Source organism: Mesorhizobium sp. BR1-1-3 (assembly GCF_020165455.1).
Classification (GTDB): Bacteria; Pseudomonadota; Alphaproteobacteria; order Rhizobiales; family Rhizobiaceae; genus Mesorhizobium; species Mesorhizobium ciceri.
In genome coordinates, this window is record NZ_JAIUIC010000003.1 from 98,170 (window position 1) to 114,538 (window position 16,369).

Sequence of the window (16,369 nt, forward strand, 5' to 3'; positions counted from 1 at the left end):
GAGGTATCGCATGATCGAGATTTCCAGACGCTCGGCCCTGGCCGTCTTGGCTGGCGGAGTGGTTTCGACGGGGGTCGCCTACGCCACCGTTTCCTCCTTCTCGGACGAGGATCTGGTGCGCGTCACGCTGGAAAAATATCTTGGCAAGTTGAACATCCGCATCGAGCATCTGCAGCAGTTCGTGCTGGCGTTCCGCGACAGGAATCCATGGAATTTCCCAAGCGAAAAACTGAGTGACGCCGTCACCCTGGTGGAGGAGCTCAAACTGGGCGCCGCGCGTCGCTTGCTGCCCCGGCGGAAGCGGGAAGATCTGCTGCATTTCGACCGCTGGGTCGTCGCCGAATTCCATATGCTGACGGACTACGCCTGGCGCAGTTCGCCCAACGACCCGATCCGGTTTACCGGCTGGCAATCCTGTACCAATCCCTTCGCCAATCTGGAGCCGCCGAAACTTGCCTGACGTCGAAAGCGAGGCGGCGGCCTTTGCCTGTTGTCTCCGAGCAAGGAATACGAGATGCGACAAGGAGCCCGATCATGAAAGTTCTCTTTGCAGGCGGCAACGGCTACCCGCCCGAGTTCAGTGGCGGCGTTCAGTCGAGCACGCATCATCTGGCCGAACAGCTGATCGAGCACGGTCATGAAGCCGCTGTGCTCGCCGCCCTGTTCGGTGACGGTGTCTTCGGCTTCAAGGCGCGCGCCAAGATGAAGCTGTTGCGGCAGCCGGCGGTTGTCGACAGCTATCCCGGCTATCCGGTGGTGCGGGCCTGGTTTCCCTGGGAAGCGGCGGGTTATGCCGTCGACAGGCTGAAGCCCGATGTCGCCGTGGTCCAGTGTCACAAATCGGTTCCGATCGGCAAGGCGCTGCAGGCGGAGGGCGTGCCTCTGGTCGTTTATCTCCGCAATGTCGAGTTCCATGAACTGGGCGGCGATCTGCGCGAATTGCATTCGGCGCTTTACATTGCCAATTCGGATTTCACCGCGCGAACCTACAAAAAAGAATTCGGCATCGAGGCAGCAGTGATCCCGCCAACCATCAACCCGGCGCATTACTCGACGCCGACGACGGGCCAGTTCGTCACGCTGATCAACCCCTATGAGGAAAAGGGATTTGAGCTCGCGGTGCGGATTGCCGGCGCCTGCCGCGAAATTCCATTCCTGTTCGTCGAAAGCTGGAAGCTCGACGACGATCACCGGGCGCGGATCGAACAGACGATCGCTCCCTTGGGCAATGTCGTCCTGGAGAGCCGCACCAGCGACATGAAGACGGTCTATGGTCGCACGAAGATCCTGCTTGCTCCCAGCAAGTGGGAAGAGGCGTGGGGCCGTGTCGCTTCGGAGGCCCATTGCAGCGGAATCCCCGTTATCGGTTCGCGGCGCGGCGGTCTGCCCGAGGCTGTCGGCTCCGGTGGCGTGGTGCTGGATTACGATGCTCCGCTGGCCGATTGGGTCGCGGCCGTCAGGCGGCTGTGGAACGACAACCAGGAATATGACCGGCTTTCCGGTCTCGCTCGCAGCTTCGCCGGGCGCCCGGAACTCGATCCCGATCGCCAGTTCATCACCTTCTTCTCGATACTGGACAGGGTCATGCAGCAGCGCGCGCGACAGGCGGCCTGACGACGCCGCCTGAGCAGGTCAGGCCGGACGCTTGACCCGGCTTTTCAGCGTCTCGTAGCCGCGGGCGCCAAGCAGTGCGCGGGCAATGGTCTTGGCGGCGCTCTTGCGGCCCTCTTGCGACTTGATCTGCCGCAGCCTTGCCGGCAGGTTGCGGGCCGCCTGGCCAAGTGCCGACAGCGACAGCGCGTCGGGGAAGCTGACCATATGCGTTTCGACGCACAGCACCGGCTTGCCTGACAGTTCGGTGATCTTCAGCGCCTGTTCGTGCTCGCTCTCGATGAACAGGATGGCATCGGACTTGCGGTAGAAATCGGCCTTGAAACTGCCATGCGCGCCGAGTCGTTGCCGTTCCGCCTTGCTCGGCAGATCGAGCATGATCAGCTGGTCGTATTTGATCTCATGCTTGGCGAGCCATGCCTCGGTGAGCGCGCGGTATTTCTCCAGCCGGCTGGTGACCAGCCAGCCGATCCTGTGGGTCGCGACATGGAGCGGCCGCGCTTCGCTGAGGAATTTCTCATAGGCCGGGCCGTCGTCGTTTTCCGCCTCTGTCGGGTCGAGGCACAGCACGCCGTCAATGTCGACGCAGCATTGCGCCAGGAATTTGTGATGCATGAAGTTCCACTGGAACATGCGCGGATGCGGCACGACCTCGAAGACGAGGTCGGTTTCCTGGTGCAGGGGCTCAAGGCCGAACACGGCGGCAAAGGTGAAGTCCGCCTCGATGCCCGCAGCCTGGATGCGGGCGCGTGCGTCGCGCATGGCATTGCCGCCGGCGACGCTGTCGTCGATCACCAGCACCTTGCGCATCTCGGAAACCTTGCGGTCGAGAGCGGCCCGGCGCTTGGTGACGCCTGATGTGTAGATTCGCCCAGCCAGGAAGCTGTCGAGATCGGTCATCGGGATGTTCGCGGCAAGGCTGACCAGCGTCGCTGCCAAAACGCCGCTTCTCGGCACACCGACGACCAGGTCGATGTCGCGCGGCAGCCGGTGCAGGCCCCTGACGATGGCGTCGTTCATATCGGAGATCGATCGGTAGTGCATGGTTCAGACCTGGTCCTGGAGGAGATGTCCGTAGCAGTCGAAGACGCCCAAATTATTGCGCTTCGCGCGGCGCTGCCGCAGGCAGCCTTGCCGGCAGCATCCTGAGTGCCTCGCGCAAGGCTTCGCGGCCGGAGGCGAATGCCAGTGCGATGATGATTGTGATGAGGTAGGCGAACACGGCGCTGCTGGCCAGGGCGACGACATGCTGCTGCGGCAGCAGTGGCTTGACGAACCAGATCGCGGCCAGCGCCAGATGGGCGCCAAGCACGAACGGCGTTGCCGCGCGCAGCACATGATGCGCCTGCAGCGGTCCGCTCTTGCCGACATAGAGCCATAGGAAAGGCGTCCGCAGATATTCGCTGATCGCATAGGCGATCGCCACGCCCAGCGCGCCATAGGGCAGGCCGAGCATGAAAGCCAGCACCGACGTCACGGCCGTTATGATGCCCCAGCGCATGAAATCGCCGGAGCGGCCCTGGCTGACGAAAAGCCACCCCGCCGGATTGTTGAGCGGCTGCAGCAGCCCGGCAAAGCCGAGCGCCAGGAAAATCGAGGCGCTTGCGCGCCATTGCTCGCCGAGCACGAAGGGGATCAGCACATCCGACATCGCGGTGGCGAAGGCGACACCGGGAAGCGCCACCAGCAGGATCAGCGGCATCACGCGCAGATAGGCGCTGCGGTAGCGATCCGGCTCGTCCTTCAGCCTGGAAAGTGCTGGAACCATCACCTTCGACAAGGGATTGGTGATCTGGCTCAGCGGAAACAGAAGCAGCTTGTAGGCGCGGTCATAGAGGCCGAGCTGCGCCTCGCCCCAATATTTGCCGATCAGCACGTTGTCGAGGTTGCGGGCAAAGAAATTGGCGAAGTTGAAGCCGGTGATGCCGGCGCCGAAATTGATCAGCTCGCCGATGCCGGCGACCTTGCGCGGCAGGCCCGGACGCCAGCGCGAACTCGCCCAGTAGCAGAGCGTCGGCAGCACGGCACCGGTCAGCGTGCCGGCAAACAGGGCCCAATAGGAGCGATCGATGAAGGTCCAGGCGATCGACACGGCAAGCCCGGCGATGGCGCTGGCGACGTCGATGACGGCCAGCCGGCCGAACTGCATACGGCGCGTCAAGAGCGCCAGATGCTGGGCGCCAAGCCCATAGGCCATGATCTGCAGCCCGAACGCAGCCACCAGACCTGTCACGCGCGGCTCGCCGTAGAAGGCAGCAACCAGCGGCGCCGCACCCGCAAGCACGCAAGCCAGGATCGCGCTGACGGCGACATTGATCCAGAAGAGGTAGTTCACCTCCTCATGCCGGATGCCTGATTTCTGGATCGTTGCCTGGGTCAGGCCGAAATCCTGGAACAGTGCGATAAAGGCAAGCACCGGCGCGCACATCGCCACGACACCGAAATCCTGTGGCGACAACAACCGCGACAGCACGACAACCGACAGAATCTGTGTCGCGACCCGCACCGATTGCGCCATGGCCGTGACAACCGCGCCGCGCCCAACCGATTTGCGCAAGGAGCCTTCTGGCGGATCGAATGCATTGGCTTCCAAATTCAGGATTCCTGATTTTTTACGTGGATTTTCGAGCCCGAAAATCCACGACCGCCGCCGACCACAAACTACGGCAATAATTTTGCAGTGCAACAGAAAACGTGGATTGGTGCAGCAAAAATGTTGCGATGCAGCAAGAGCTGTACTAGCATTCCCTTGGGTGGGCCAACAGCGGTCGAGTTTTTATGCTGCATGTCTTGTACCTAGTGCACGACGTTTCCGACCCGGCGGTGCGCCGGCGGATCACGATGCTCAGGGCAGGTGGGGCCCAGGTCACCTTGGCCGGCTTCCGTCGCACCGCGAATCCGATTGCGGATATCGAGGGACTGCGCCCGATCGACCTCGGCGGGACGCGTGACGGGCGATTCGGCCAACGCCTCGCGGCCGTAGCCAAAGCAGCCGTTTCGATAGGCTCGAAGCTGGGCGGAATGCCAAAGCCGGATGTCATCGTCGCGCGCAACCTGGAAATGCTGGCGCTTGCCCGCCGCGCCAGGTCAGCCTTCGGTGCATCGGTTCCGATCGTATACGAGTGCCTCGACATTCATCGGCTTGTGCTGCGCAACGATGTCCTGGGCAAGGCGCTGCGTGCCACCGAACGATTTCTGGCCAGGGATGTGAAGCTGCTGGTGACCAGTTCGCCTGCTTTCATCGCCAATTACTTCAAGCCGTTCGGCCAGGTCGCGGCACCCATCGAGCTGGTCGAAAACAAATATTTCGAGGCCGCGACGATTGTGCCCGGCGCTCCGGAGGCTGAAGAGAGCCCGGTCGGCCCGCCATGGCGGATCGGCTGGTTCGGCGCGCTGCGCTGCCGCCGCTCGCTCGAGCTGCTGGCTGATTTCTCCCGCCGCACGGAGGGCCGCTTCGAGATCGTGCTGCGCGGCCGTCCGGCTTTGTCGGAATTCCCTGACTTTCACGGCTTTGTCGAGGCCGAGCCATGGCTGTCGTTTCTCGGGCCCTACCGCAATCCGGAAGACATGGCGGCGATCTACAACGATGTCCATTTTTCCTGGGCGATCGATTTCTTCGAAGCGGGGCAGAACTCCGAATGGCTTCTGCCCAACCGGCTCTATGAGGGTTGCCGTTTCGGCGCGGTGCCGATCTCGATGGGCAATACCGAGACCGGGCGGTTCCTCAAGCAGCAGGATATCGGCGTGCTGTTGCCGCAAGCGTCGCCCGAAGCGCTCGAAGCCGCGCTAGGCAAGATGGAGGAGCATCGCTTCGCCAGGCTGAAGGGGCGTGTTCTGGCGCGCAACCCGAGGACCTGGAGCTACGATCGCAGCGATTGCCGTGCGCTTGTCGAGCGGCTGCGCAGCCTGACGGCCGTGCCCGGTTCGTTTGCCGCCGAGGCATTGGCATAGGATGGCAGGGGATGGACAAAGGCAAGATGGACAGAGGTTGATGACGCAGACGGAAAAACCCTCATCCAGCCTGATCGTCATCCCATGCCTGAACGAAGCCGCCCATATCGGTGCGCTGCTCGATCAATTGCGGCCCGCGGCCGCCCGGCTTGGCGCCCGGATCATCGTCGCCGACGGCGGCAGCACCGACGGCACGCTTTCCATCGTAAACGACGTCATTGCCAGGGACCCGCGGGTTATCCTGCTCCACAACAAGCGGCGTATCCAGAGCGCGGCGATCAATCTCGCCGTCGGTACTTTCGGCGATGGTGCCGACTATCTCATCCGCATCGATGCGCATGGCGGTTATCCCGACGATTATTGCGACTGGCTGGTCGAGGAAGCCCTGGCTACATCAGCGGATTCGGTTGTCGTTTCGATGCTCACCAGCGGCAGCGGTGCCGTGCAGAAGGCGGCGGCCGCGGCGCAGAACTCCAAGCTCGGCACCGGCGGCTCGAAGCACAGGCATCTTTCGCAGGGACAGTGGATCGATCACGGCCATCATGCACTGATGCGGATATCGGCGTTCGGCGCCGTCGGCGGCTATGACGAAACGTTCAGCCACAACGAGGACGCCGAGCTCGATTATCGCCTGCGCAAGGCCGGCTACAAGATCTGGATGAGCGGCAAGACGCAGATGGTCTACTACCCGCGTGCCTCGCTCTCAGGCCTCTATTTCCAGTATCTCGGCTACGGTCGCGGGCGTGCCAAGAATGTACTGAAGCATCGCGTCATCCCGAAGGTGAGGCAGATGGTGCCGCTGCTGGTGTTCCCGGTGGTGCTGCTGGCGGCCTTCTCCTTCGTGCACTGGCTGGCGGCGATGCCGCTGCTGCTGTGGGCGTCGGTTTGCCTGGGCTACGGGCTGGTGACGGCTATCCGCCAGCGCAAGGCCGACGTTGCGCTGGCCGGTGTCTCGGCCATGGTCATGCATCTTGGCTGGTCGGTCGGCTTCTGGCTGCAGCTTCTCGGCCTCGGCTCGCGACGAGGAGTGGCCTGATGGCGGTGTCGGCAAAGGACCGCAGCATCGACATCGGCGTCTGCACGTTCCGCCGGCCGGAACTGGCCGACACGCTGCGCTCGCTCGACGCCATGGAGATGCCGGCGGGATTCGATGTCCGCATCGTCGTCGCCGACAATGACGACACCCCATCGGCCCGTGACCTGGTGGCGGCGCTGTCGCGGGAATTGACGGTGCCGATCCACTATCAGCACGCCCCGGCGCGCAACATCTCGATCGCCCGCAACGCCTGCCTCGATGCGAGCACCGCGGATTTCGTCGCCTTCATCGACGACGACGAGACGGCCACGACGCCATGGCTTGCCGAACTGGTCGCGATGGCGCAGCAAAGCGGTGCCGCCGCCGTGCTCGGCCCGGTCAGGGCGCGCTATCGCCCGGACGCGCCGGACTGGATGCGGCGCGGCGATTTCCATTCGACCTTGCCCGTCTGGGTGCGCGGCGAGATCCAGACCGGCTACACCTGCAACGTTCTGCTGCGGATGGGCTCGGACAGCCTGCGCGGCCGCCGCTTCAGCCTGGCGCGTGGCCAGACCGGCGGCGAGGACACCGAATTCTTCGACCAGATGCACAAGGCAGGCGGCCGCATCGCCTTCTCGCCCGAGGCGTGGGTCGACGAGGTGGTGCCGCGCTCCAGGGCGGCATTCGATTGGCTTGGCCGCCGCCGCTTCCGCGTCGGCCAGACGCATGGCCATCTCCTGGGCAGCAGCGCCAGCGGAATCGGCCTGGCCAAGCAGGTCGGCCTGGCCTCGGCAAAGGCCATCTATTGCTTCGCCTCGGCACTTCCGGTCGTCGTCAGTCCGGTACGCAGGAACCGCAGCGTGCTGCGCGGCATTATGCATGTTGGTGTCGTCAGCGGCCTCGTCGGCATCCGCGAAATCCGCCTCTATGGCCAGCCTTCGCCACAGGAGGGAGGCAAGCGTGCAGCCTGACGTCAGATCTATCCCCGATGTTTCCTTCGTTATTGCCGCCTACAATGCCGAGACGACCCTTGATCGGGCGATCGCCAGCGCCATCGCCCAGAAGGGTGTCAGCGTCGAAATCATCGTCGTCGACGACAAGTCGCGCGATGCGACGCTCGATGTTGCGCGGGCCTATCCCGGGAATATCGTCCGTGTCATCGCCCTGCCAAGCAATCGCGGCCCGGGCGGCGCCAGGAATGCCGGCCTCGATGCCGCCCGCGGCAGATGGATCGCGGTTCTCGATTCCGACGACGCGGTCTTTCCCGGCCGGCTCGCCAAGATGATCGCGCGTGCCGAAAGCGCGGATGCCCAGATCGCCGTCGACAATCTGCAGGTCGTTCGCGAGGACGGCGTTATCGAGGACGCGATGTTTCCGCGGCAATATCTGGAAGGCTTGCGCGAGATTTCGCTGGCCACCTACATCGCCGGCAACGTCGTCTTCGAATCCAAGTTCAACCTCGGCTACCTCAAGCCGATCTTCCAGCGCGAGTTCCTGAACGAAAACCGGCTTCGCTATGACGAGAAGCTGAGGATCGGCGAAGACTACATCCTCTTTGCCGCCGCCCTGGCCAAGGGCGGAAAATGCGTCGTCGAGCCCGATATCGGCTATGCCTACCATATTCGCAGCGCCTCCATTTCGCGCGTGCTCGAGCTTCACCACGTCGAAGCCATGCGCAGGGCGGATGCCGTGTTCGCTCAAACCCATCGGATGGATGAGGCCGCGCAGGCCGCGTTCGCGCGGCGTGGCCGCAGCCTGCGCAAGGCGGCATCGTTTCTGTCACTGGTACAGCACATCAAGGCGCGGTCCCCGCTCAAGGCGATCCGGACTGCGCTCAGCGACCCGGCGGCGGTCAGGCATATGGGCATGCCGATCGCCGTGCGGTTGCGAAGAATGGCGGCACAATTTGCCGTCGGGGCGGGGAGGTGAAGATGCAGGCACATGGAGGGAATTTTCGTGGCCTGTGAACGGATTGAAGTCGATCTCCTCAGAAGGAATTTGCGATGAAGAAAATCAGGAAGGCCGTGATACCGGTGGCGGGGCTTGGAACGCGGTTCCTGCCGGCGACCAAGTCGATGCCGAAGGAAATGCTTCCCGTCGTCGACAGGCCCGTCGTCCAATATGCGGTGGACGAGGCCTTCGAGGCGGGCATCGAACACATCGTCTTCGTGACCGGTCGCAACAAGGCGGTGATCGAGGACTATTTCGACCTGCATCCGGAATTGATCGGCACCCTGGAGCAGACCGGCAAGAAGACCCAGCTGGAGGCGCTCGAAAGCATGCTGCCTGTGGCCGGCGCCACCAGCTTCATCCGCCAGCAATCCCCGCAAGGCCTCGGCCATGCCGTCTGGTGCGCGCGCGAGGTTATCGGCAACGAGCCCTTCGCCTTGCTGCTGCCGGACATGGTGTCCTTCGGCGGTCGCGGATGCCTCGCCGAAACCGTCGAGCTTTATGAGCGCACGGGCGGCAACGTAATCGCCGTCGAGCGTTGCGAACCCAGCGAGACCAACAAATATGGCATCGTTGGCCGTGGCGCCGAGATCGGCGGCGGTTTCGAGGTGACGGCCATGGTCGAGAAGCCGGCGCCGGCCAATGCGCCTTCGAACTTCTACATCAACGGCCGCTACATCCTGCAGCCGGAGATTTTCGCGCTCCTGGGCAATCAGCAGCGCGGCGCCGGCAACGAGATTCAACTGACGGATGCCATGGTTCGTCTGTCGAAGGATCAGCCGTTCTTCGCCCAGCCTTTCCTCGGCCGCATGTTCGACTGTGGTTCCAAGGAAGGGTTCATCCAGGCCAACATCGCCTTCGCGCTGGCGCGCGACGACATGAAGGGTCCGGTTTTCGAGATGCTTCAGGAGTTCGTCCGGTCGCATGAACGCCAGGAAGAAGCCGCATAATGCCCATCTTTCGGGAGTATCGTCAGATGGCCGGCGAAGAGGGGCCGGCAGGTTCTCTCCGTCTGGCACGACGCTTGCATTGCTCTGGCGATGCTCCCGATCTTCGAGGCGCCTGCAAGCCAAGGCATGATCCCTGAAAGTGGGTTCCGGTTTCCGGAAAAGATCATGTTGAAACAGTAAGATAGAGCCAATTGCGATCAATCGGAATAGGACCGGCTCTAGAATTGGACCGAAGATGAATTATGCCAACTTTCCTCTCGACAAGAGGATGCCATTGCCGAATTCGGACGCAGGAGACGGCGAAGACTTCATCGATATCGAGCGGCTGCTTGGCATGGCCGCACGGCAGGCCAAGGTGGTTGCCGTGTGTGCCGTCATCGGTCTCTTCCTGGGCCTGCTCTATTTGCAGACAACGCCGCCCAAATATCAGTCGATCGCCAGCGTGCTGATCGACGAGGGCTTGAACAAAATCGTCGACGACATTTCGGCGACGTCGACAACCATGCAGACCGATTCCGCCATCCTGAGCCAGATCGAGATCCTGACCTCGACGCGGCTTGCCGCCGTGGTCGTCGACAAGCTGAAGCTCGACCAGAACGACACGTTCATGAATCCGCCCCAGTCGGCGCTTGCCCAAGGCATAGGCCTCATCCGCGGCCTGATCCAGTATGTCCGCCCCAGCTCTTCCATGCCGGGTGGCGCTGACTTCAGCAAGCTCGACCCGGCCGCCCGCGATGCGCTGATCGCCACGTCGCGCCGCGACTACGCGATCCTCAAGCTGCAGAACGAGATCCGGGCGGAACGCGTCGGCCGAAGCTACGTCATCGCGCTCGGCTATCAGGCGACGGATCCGGCCTTGGCAAACGCCATCACCAAGGCCTATGCCGATGCCTATCTCGCCGATCAGCTCGATGCCAGCTTCGATGCCACCGAGCGGGCTGCGGTCTGGCTGCAGGGCCGGTTGACGGAGTTGCGCCAGAGCTCGCAGGCAGCTTCGCTCGCGGTTGAGAAATTCAGGGCCGAACATGGGCTGGCCGCCAACAGCGATGGCCAGCTGATGAGCGACAAGCAGCTTTCCGACCTCAACGCCCAGCTTATCGTGGCGCAGGCCGACACCGCACGCGCCAGCGCCCGCTACCAGCAGTACAAGGCCATCGTCGACAGCGGCTCCGAAAACGCTTTCAAGGATGCCGCCATATCGAGCGACCAGCCAAGCAGCTCGGTCATATCGGCGCTCAAGACCCGCTACCTCACGGTGGCCAAGCGGCTGCAGGACGTCGAGGCGAATTTCGGCCCCGAGCACCCGCAGGCGGTGGCTCTCTCCAAGGAGAAGGCCGACATATCGACGCAGATTTTCGGCGAGCTGAAGCAGCTGACCGAAAGCTATCGCAACGAATATGAGGTGGCGCAGGCACGCGAGACCGCGCTCAGGGCCAACGTCGCGGCCGCGCAAGGCAAGAGTTCCGTCGACAACCAGACGCAAGTCAAGCTGCGTGAACTCGATCAGCAGGCGACGGCGCTCACCACGCTCTATCAGACATTCCTGGGTCGTTACGAGGAAGCCGCGCAGCAGCAGTCCTTTCCGGTCGGCAAGATCCGCATCATCTCCGACGCGTCGATGCCGATGACGGCCTCAAGCCCGCGCACCATCGTCGTGCTCGGACTTTCGCTGGTGCTTGGCCTGCTGATGGGCGCCGGCTTTGGTGGCCTGAACGAGTTCAACGAACGCTTCTTCAGGACCGGCGAGGACGTGCGCGACCGCGTCAACCTGAAATTCCTCGGCTACCTGCCGACGATCGGCGGCAAGCTCGGCAAGGAAGAAAAGCCGGGCGAGACCCAGGTGGACGCCAAGACCACCCAATCGCTGTCTTCAGCCGAAAAGCGGGCGCGCATGCGGGTCAGCATCGATTCTCCAGCCTCGATGTTCTCCGAAACGCTGCGCAGCGCCAAGATCGCCTTCGATGTCGTGATGGAAGGGCAAGGCAGCCGCGTCATCGGCATCATCTCGGTGCTTCCCGGCGAGGGCAAGTCGACGGTCGCGGCAAATCTCGCCGGCTTGCTTGCCGCCAATGGCTCCAAGACGCTGCTGATCGACGGCGACTTGCGCAATCCCGGCCTCAGCCGAGGCCTTGGCATGGAAACCGAGCAGGGCTTGATGGAAGCGGTGGTCGGCGGCCAGACCTGGCAGTCCGTCGGCAAGATCGACAGGCAGACGAAGCTGGCGATCATCCCGGCGGTGCTGCGCGGTCACTTCTCGCATACCAGCGAACTTCTCTCCTCGGCCGGCATGCGGCGCTTCATCGAGAACGCCAAGGAGACGTTCGAATACATCGTCGTCGATCTGCCGCCGCTCGGACCGGTGGTCGACGCCAAGGCCTTCGCGCCATTGGTCGACGGTTTTGTACTGGTCACCGAGTGGGGGCGCACCCCGCGCGCGATGGTCAGGTCGATGCTGGAATCCGAACCCTATGTCGCCAACAAGATCGTCGGCGCGGTGCTGAACAAGGTCGATTTGAAGAAACTGGCCAAATACGGCTCGTTCGGCGGTTCGGAAAAATTCTTCGATAAATATTCGAGCTACTATCTGGAAAAGTCGGAAGTGCGCGGCAAGGCGCCGGTCTGACGTCGACCGTTGCGCGAGTGGGTCCACTCTGAAGTGTATCGATCTTCAGGCCAGCACACCTGAATATCGTTGCGCGTCAGGAGAAGATCAGCCTGCCTTGCTTGTCGGCGATCCTGACGGCGGTCAGGCGTCCGCTCTGGAAGGCGGCCGTGTCGATGCCGAGCCGGCGCCCTTCGAGCTTCGGGACATCCACCGGCGTATGCCCGTGCACCACCCAGCGGTCGAGCAGGTGCGTTGCCTCGAAGAAGTCCGAACGGATGTTGATCAGGTCATGGTCGGTTTGCGCCGCAAGGTCGACGCCGGGCCTGATGCCGGCGTGGACAAACACGAACTTCCGCGAACGGACCATGATCGGCAGCCCGCGCAGGAAGCTGACGTGATCGTCCGGAATGATCTCCCTTATGCGCCGGTCGATCTGCGCGCTGCTCCCGTAGAGGCTGGTGAGGCGCGCCGGATCGATGCCATAGGAAAACAGGGTTTGCAGGCCGCCCGTCGCCAGCCAGGGTTCGCGGGACAGATTTCCGTCGAGATAGTTCAGCATTGCCACTTCGTGGTTGCCCGCAAGACAAATGCGCTGAAATCCTTTCGGCGGCGGCGCCAGGAGGTGATCGAGCACCCGCGCCGACTGAAACCCCCGGTCGATGTAGTCGCCAAGCATGACGATGATCTTGCGGCTCTGGAAGCGCAGCGAATCGAGCAGGATCTTCTGCTCTAGCGCGCGGAGTTCCTTGTAGCAGCCATGCACGTCGCCGATCGCATAGACGACAGCGTCCTGCATATCGATATCGAGGCGCGGACGCGCCGCGATGCGGGGTTTTCGCTGGAACAGGGTCACGTGCCGGGCGTCTCGAGGCAAGCTCTCATGCCGAAGGCATAAGTGCCTGTTATCATGCCCGAAACGAAGAATTCCGCAATCGTGGAAAATGTAGCTGCGCCGGGTCGGCACCGCCAATGCATGTCGCTCGGAAGTGAGCTCCGTTTTGGGAGAGCGATCCGTGGAACAAAGGCCTGGAGTGGGCCTGAATCCGCTCAGGCGCGACATGCTTTAGGTCGGCGGCTGGGCCGGTCTGCCGGACCGTCGTCAGGCTGCCTTAAGCCGATAACGGAAAACGGTATGGTCGAGCAGCAGCCGGATGCGTGGTTCGGCCTCGGTCGCCACTAGCCAGCTTGCCGCGATCATCGTCGCGCCGACGACCGCCATCGAGAACAGATGCGGCAGACCGGCGCGGACCAGGATGCCGAGCAGGGCCGCGCCGACGACATCGTGCAGCAGGTAGAGCGGATAGGTCATCAGCCCGATCCGGCGCCAGCCGCTCCAGGAGAGGTCGAGCCGCAGCGACCACGCCATCAGCGCAATGCCTATGAGGAAGATGAGGATCGGCGGGGCGAAGGGCATATCCCGCCCGACCTTCAGGACATGAACGTCGACCGAACTGGCGATCTGCAGCACGCCACCGGCCAGGAACAGGGCGCAGAAGGCTAGGCGGGCGGCTGTCACCGCCTTGAAGCGCATCAGCCACAGCATGACGCCGGTGGCGAAGAACACGCCGTGATGCACCAGAAGCAGGTCGAGCGTGCGTGTTTCGGCAAGGTCGGCCCAGTCGAGCGGGTAGTAGAGGCACCAGAACAGCGCGCTGACCAGGCCGATGGCGAGGGCCACAATTTCCATTAGATGGAAGCGGCCGAGCCGCAGCAAGGTCCAGACGACGGCATAGAAGGCGATCTCGATGCCGAGCGTCCAGTAGACGCTGTCCACCCATGGCGCGTAAGGGGCGAACAGGCCGGTGCGGACGAGCCTGACGACGGCATCGGTCGGCCAGCTGAGGCCGACGATCAAAAGCACCGCCGCAGTGACCGGCGCACAGATCCACACGGCCGGCGCCAGCCGTTTCACCCTGGCTTCGAAAAACCGCAGGGGTGTCGACCTTTCGGCGCTGAAGGCGATGACGAAGCCGCTGATGACGAAGAAGATCTGGACGCCGACCCAGCCAGATTCGACCCAGGCGCCTATTGCCGGCTGCGGGGGAACGCCGCCCGTGGCGCGCGCCGAAACACCGTCAGGATACGCCCACACCCAGAAGCCATAGTGGTAGACCATGACCATGACGGCGGCGAGAAAGCGCAGGATGTCGACGCCGCCAAATGTAATCTTCTGCTGAGCCATGCGACCTTTGTCGATGGCCCCCCGCGAACGACTTTAGGGTGCATTGCTGCGTCGCACAATAAAAGTATTGCTTGCCGATCGAAAAGGTCGTCCGCGGCCCACCTTCAGTGGCTCAAAGGCCGATCCCACGTTCCTTCAGCGCCGCAGTGATCTCGTCGAGGATGACCGGATCGTCGATGGTTGCCGGCATGGCCCATTCCTCCTTGTCGGCGATCTTCTGCATGGTGCCGCGCAGGATCTTGCCAGATCGCGTCTTGGGCAGGCGCTTGATCGTCACCACCGTCTTGAAGGCGGCGACCGGGCCGATGCGTTCGCGCACCAGGCCGACCACCTCGTTCTCGATGGAGCCGATATCGCGGGTCACACCCGCATTCAGCACCACGAAGCCCAGCGGAACCTGGCCCTTCATGGCGTCGGCAATGCCGATGACCGCGCATTCGGCGACATCGGGATGGGCCGAAAGCACCTCTTCCATGGCGCCGGTCGACAGCCGGTGGCCGGCGACGTTGATGATGTCATCGGTGCGGGCCATGACGTAGAGATAGCCGTCCTCGTCGACCATGCCGGCATCCGCCGTCTTGTAGAAGCCGGGGAACTCGTCGAGATAGGCCTGGCGGAACCGTTGATCGGCATTCCACAGCGTTGGCAGGCAGCCGGCCGGCAGCGGCAGTTTGATCACCACATTGCCCAGCGTGCCGCGCTGCACCTCATGGCCGGCATCGTCGAGAACGCGGATGTCGTAGCCGGGCATCGGCACGCCGGGCGAGCCGTATTTCACCGGCAGCAGGCCAAGGCCGGCGGGATTGATCGTCATCGGCGAGCCGGTCTCTGTCTGCCACCAATGGTCGACCACAGGCACATTCAGCTTCTGCTCCGCCCATTTGATGGTTTCCGGGTCGGCGCGCTCGCCGGCAAGAAACAGCGTGCGGAACTTCGAGAGGTCGTGTTTGGCAATGAACTCGCCCTTCGGGTCCTGCCCCTTGATGGCGCGGAATGCGGTCGGCGCGGTGAACAGCGCGACCACGCCATGCTCCGCTATCACCCGCCAGTAGGTGCCGGCATCGGGCGTGCCGACAGGCTTGCCCTCGAACAGGATGCTGGTGCAGCCATGCAGCAGCGGTCCGTAGACGATGTAGGAATGGCCGACCACCCAGCCGACATCGGATGCCGCCCAGAACACCTCGCCCGGCTTGACGCCGAACTCGTTTTCCATCGTCCATTTCAGCGCGACCATATGGCCGCCATTGTCGCGCACGATGCCCTTGGGCTGACCGGTCGTGCCCGATGTGTAGATGATGTAGAGCGGATCGGTGGCAAGCACCGGAACGCAATCGACATTGGCGCCCGCTGCCCGTTCGCGGGCGACGGCATCGGCGTAGTCGATGTCGAAATGCTCCTTCAACTCGCAGCGCAACTGGTCGCGCTGCAGGATCAGGCAGGCGTCCGGCTTGTGGCGGGAGATCTCGATCGCCTTGTCGAGCAACGGCTTGTAGGCAACGACGCGGCCTGGCTCCAGGCCACAGGATGCCGAAATGATCAGCTTCGGCCTGGCATCGTCGATGCGGGTGGCAAGCTCATGCGAGGCGAAGCCGCCGAAGACCACCGAATGCACCGCGCCGATGCGGGCGCAGGCGAGCATGGCGATGGCCGCCTCGGCCACCATCGGCATGTAGATGATGACGCGGTCACCCTTGCCGATGCTGCGGTTCTTCAGCACCGAAGTCAGCGCGACGACCTCGCGCTTCAGCTCGGCATAAGTGAACTTTTTCACGGTTCCGGCAATCGCACTGTCATGGATCAGCGCGATCTGGTCGGCGCGGCCGCCGGCGACGTGGCGGTCGATGGCATTGTAGCAGGTGTTGCAGGTGGCGCCGGTGAACCAGCGGCCATAGACACCGGCATTGGCGTCGAACACCTTGTCCCAAGGCGAATACCAGTCGATGGCGCCGGCCGCATCCGCCCAGAATTGTTCCGGATCGCGTTTCCAGCCTTCATAGACCTCGTGATAGCGTGAAGCCATCCATACCTCCCCGGGAAATGTTTTTCTTCCTTCCAGATAGCGCGCTCTACCCTTGGCCGCAAATCCACGCCATTGTGACGACGGC

Annotated in this window: 13 protein-coding genes; 8 read left to right on the forward strand and 5 right to left on the reverse strand. The window is 63.1% G+C overall.

Going from position 1 to position 16,369, the window contains the following annotated elements; genetic code table 11:
- The first annotated feature begins 10 nt into the window (after positions 1–10).
- Together LB559_RS07690 and LB559_RS07695 are read left to right on the forward strand one after the other, a co-directional pair.
- Positions 11–460, forward strand: a complete 450-nt coding sequence (locus tag LB559_RS07690) for a hypothetical protein (RefSeq protein ID WP_013528107.1) — start codon at positions 11–13, stop codon at positions 458–460.
- Between the two features lie 74 nt (positions 461–534).
- Complete coding sequence (locus LB559_RS07695) at positions 535–1,614, forward strand: glycosyltransferase (protein WP_127367771.1); 1,080 nt, start codon at positions 535–537, stop codon at positions 1,612–1,614.
- A gap of 18 nt (positions 1,615–1,632) precedes the next feature.
- Here the strand turns inward: LB559_RS07695 and LB559_RS07700 are convergent, their stop codons facing one another.
- Positions 1,633–2,655: a phosphoribosyltransferase family protein gene (locus tag LB559_RS07700; RefSeq protein ID WP_224673696.1), complete on the reverse strand. Its 1,023-nt coding sequence runs from the start codon at positions 2,653–2,655 to the stop codon at positions 1,633–1,635.
- A gap of 52 nt (positions 2,656–2,707) precedes the next feature.
- Positions 2,708–4,204 (reverse strand): lipopolysaccharide biosynthesis protein, encoded by a 1,497-nt coding sequence (locus LB559_RS07705; protein WP_127370854.1) that lies wholly within the window; start codon positions 4,202–4,204, stop codon positions 2,708–2,710.
- 185 nt (positions 4,205–4,389) lie between these two features.
- Here LB559_RS07705 and LB559_RS07710 point away from each other — a divergent pair, with 185 nt between their 5' ends.
- The 6 genes from LB559_RS07710 to LB559_RS07735 all read left to right on the forward strand — a co-directional run bounded on the left by LB559_RS07710 (position 4,390) and on the right by LB559_RS07735 (position 12,100).
- Entirely contained in the window at positions 4,390–5,562 is a 1,173-nt protein-coding gene (locus tag LB559_RS07710) for a glycosyltransferase (RefSeq protein WP_127367193.1), read from the forward strand.
- 40 nt (positions 5,563–5,602) lie between these two features.
- Complete coding sequence (locus LB559_RS07715) at positions 5,603–6,598, forward strand: glycosyltransferase family 2 protein (RefSeq protein WP_127367192.1); 996 nt, start codon at positions 5,603–5,605, stop codon at positions 6,596–6,598.
- On the forward strand, positions 6,598–7,548 hold the full coding sequence (locus LB559_RS07720) for a glycosyltransferase (protein ID WP_224673698.1): 951 nt from the start codon (positions 6,598–6,600) through the stop codon (positions 7,546–7,548). The genes LB559_RS07715 and LB559_RS07720 overlap by 1 nt, the downstream gene beginning before the upstream one ends.
- Positions 7,538–8,506, forward strand: a complete 969-nt coding sequence (locus LB559_RS07725; protein ID WP_224673699.1) for a glycosyltransferase family 2 protein — start codon at positions 7,538–7,540, stop codon at positions 8,504–8,506. The genes LB559_RS07720 and LB559_RS07725 overlap by 11 nt, the downstream gene beginning before the upstream one ends.
- 74 nt (positions 8,507–8,580) lie before the next feature.
- Positions 8,581–9,477: a UTP--glucose-1-phosphate uridylyltransferase gene (locus LB559_RS07730; protein ID WP_013528099.1), complete on the forward strand. Its 897-nt coding sequence runs from the start codon at positions 8,581–8,583 to the stop codon at positions 9,475–9,477.
- Between the two features lie 235 nt (positions 9,478–9,712).
- Entirely contained in the window at positions 9,713–12,100 is a 2,388-nt protein-coding gene (locus LB559_RS07735) for a polysaccharide biosynthesis tyrosine autokinase (protein WP_024501825.1), read from the forward strand.
- 76 nt (positions 12,101–12,176) lie between these two features.
- Here LB559_RS07735 and LB559_RS07740 read toward each other — a convergent pair whose 3' ends face one another.
- The 3 genes from LB559_RS07740 to LB559_RS07750 all read right to left on the reverse strand — a co-directional run bounded on the left by LB559_RS07740 (position 12,177) and on the right by LB559_RS07750 (position 16,284).
- A complete protein-coding gene (locus tag LB559_RS07740) occupies positions 12,177–12,935 on the reverse strand; it encodes a metallophosphoesterase family protein (RefSeq protein WP_013528097.1) in 759 nt (252 codons plus the stop codon).
- Between the two features lie 246 nt (positions 12,936–13,181).
- Positions 13,182–14,264: an acyltransferase family protein gene (locus LB559_RS07745; RefSeq protein ID WP_224673701.1), complete on the reverse strand. Its 1,083-nt coding sequence runs from the start codon at positions 14,262–14,264 to the stop codon at positions 13,182–13,184.
- A gap of 112 nt (positions 14,265–14,376) precedes the next feature.
- Positions 14,377–16,284: a propionyl-CoA synthetase gene (locus LB559_RS07750; RefSeq protein WP_127368594.1), complete on the reverse strand. Its 1,908-nt coding sequence runs from the start codon at positions 16,282–16,284 to the stop codon at positions 14,377–14,379.
- Between the last annotated feature and the right edge of the window lie 85 nt (positions 16,285–16,369).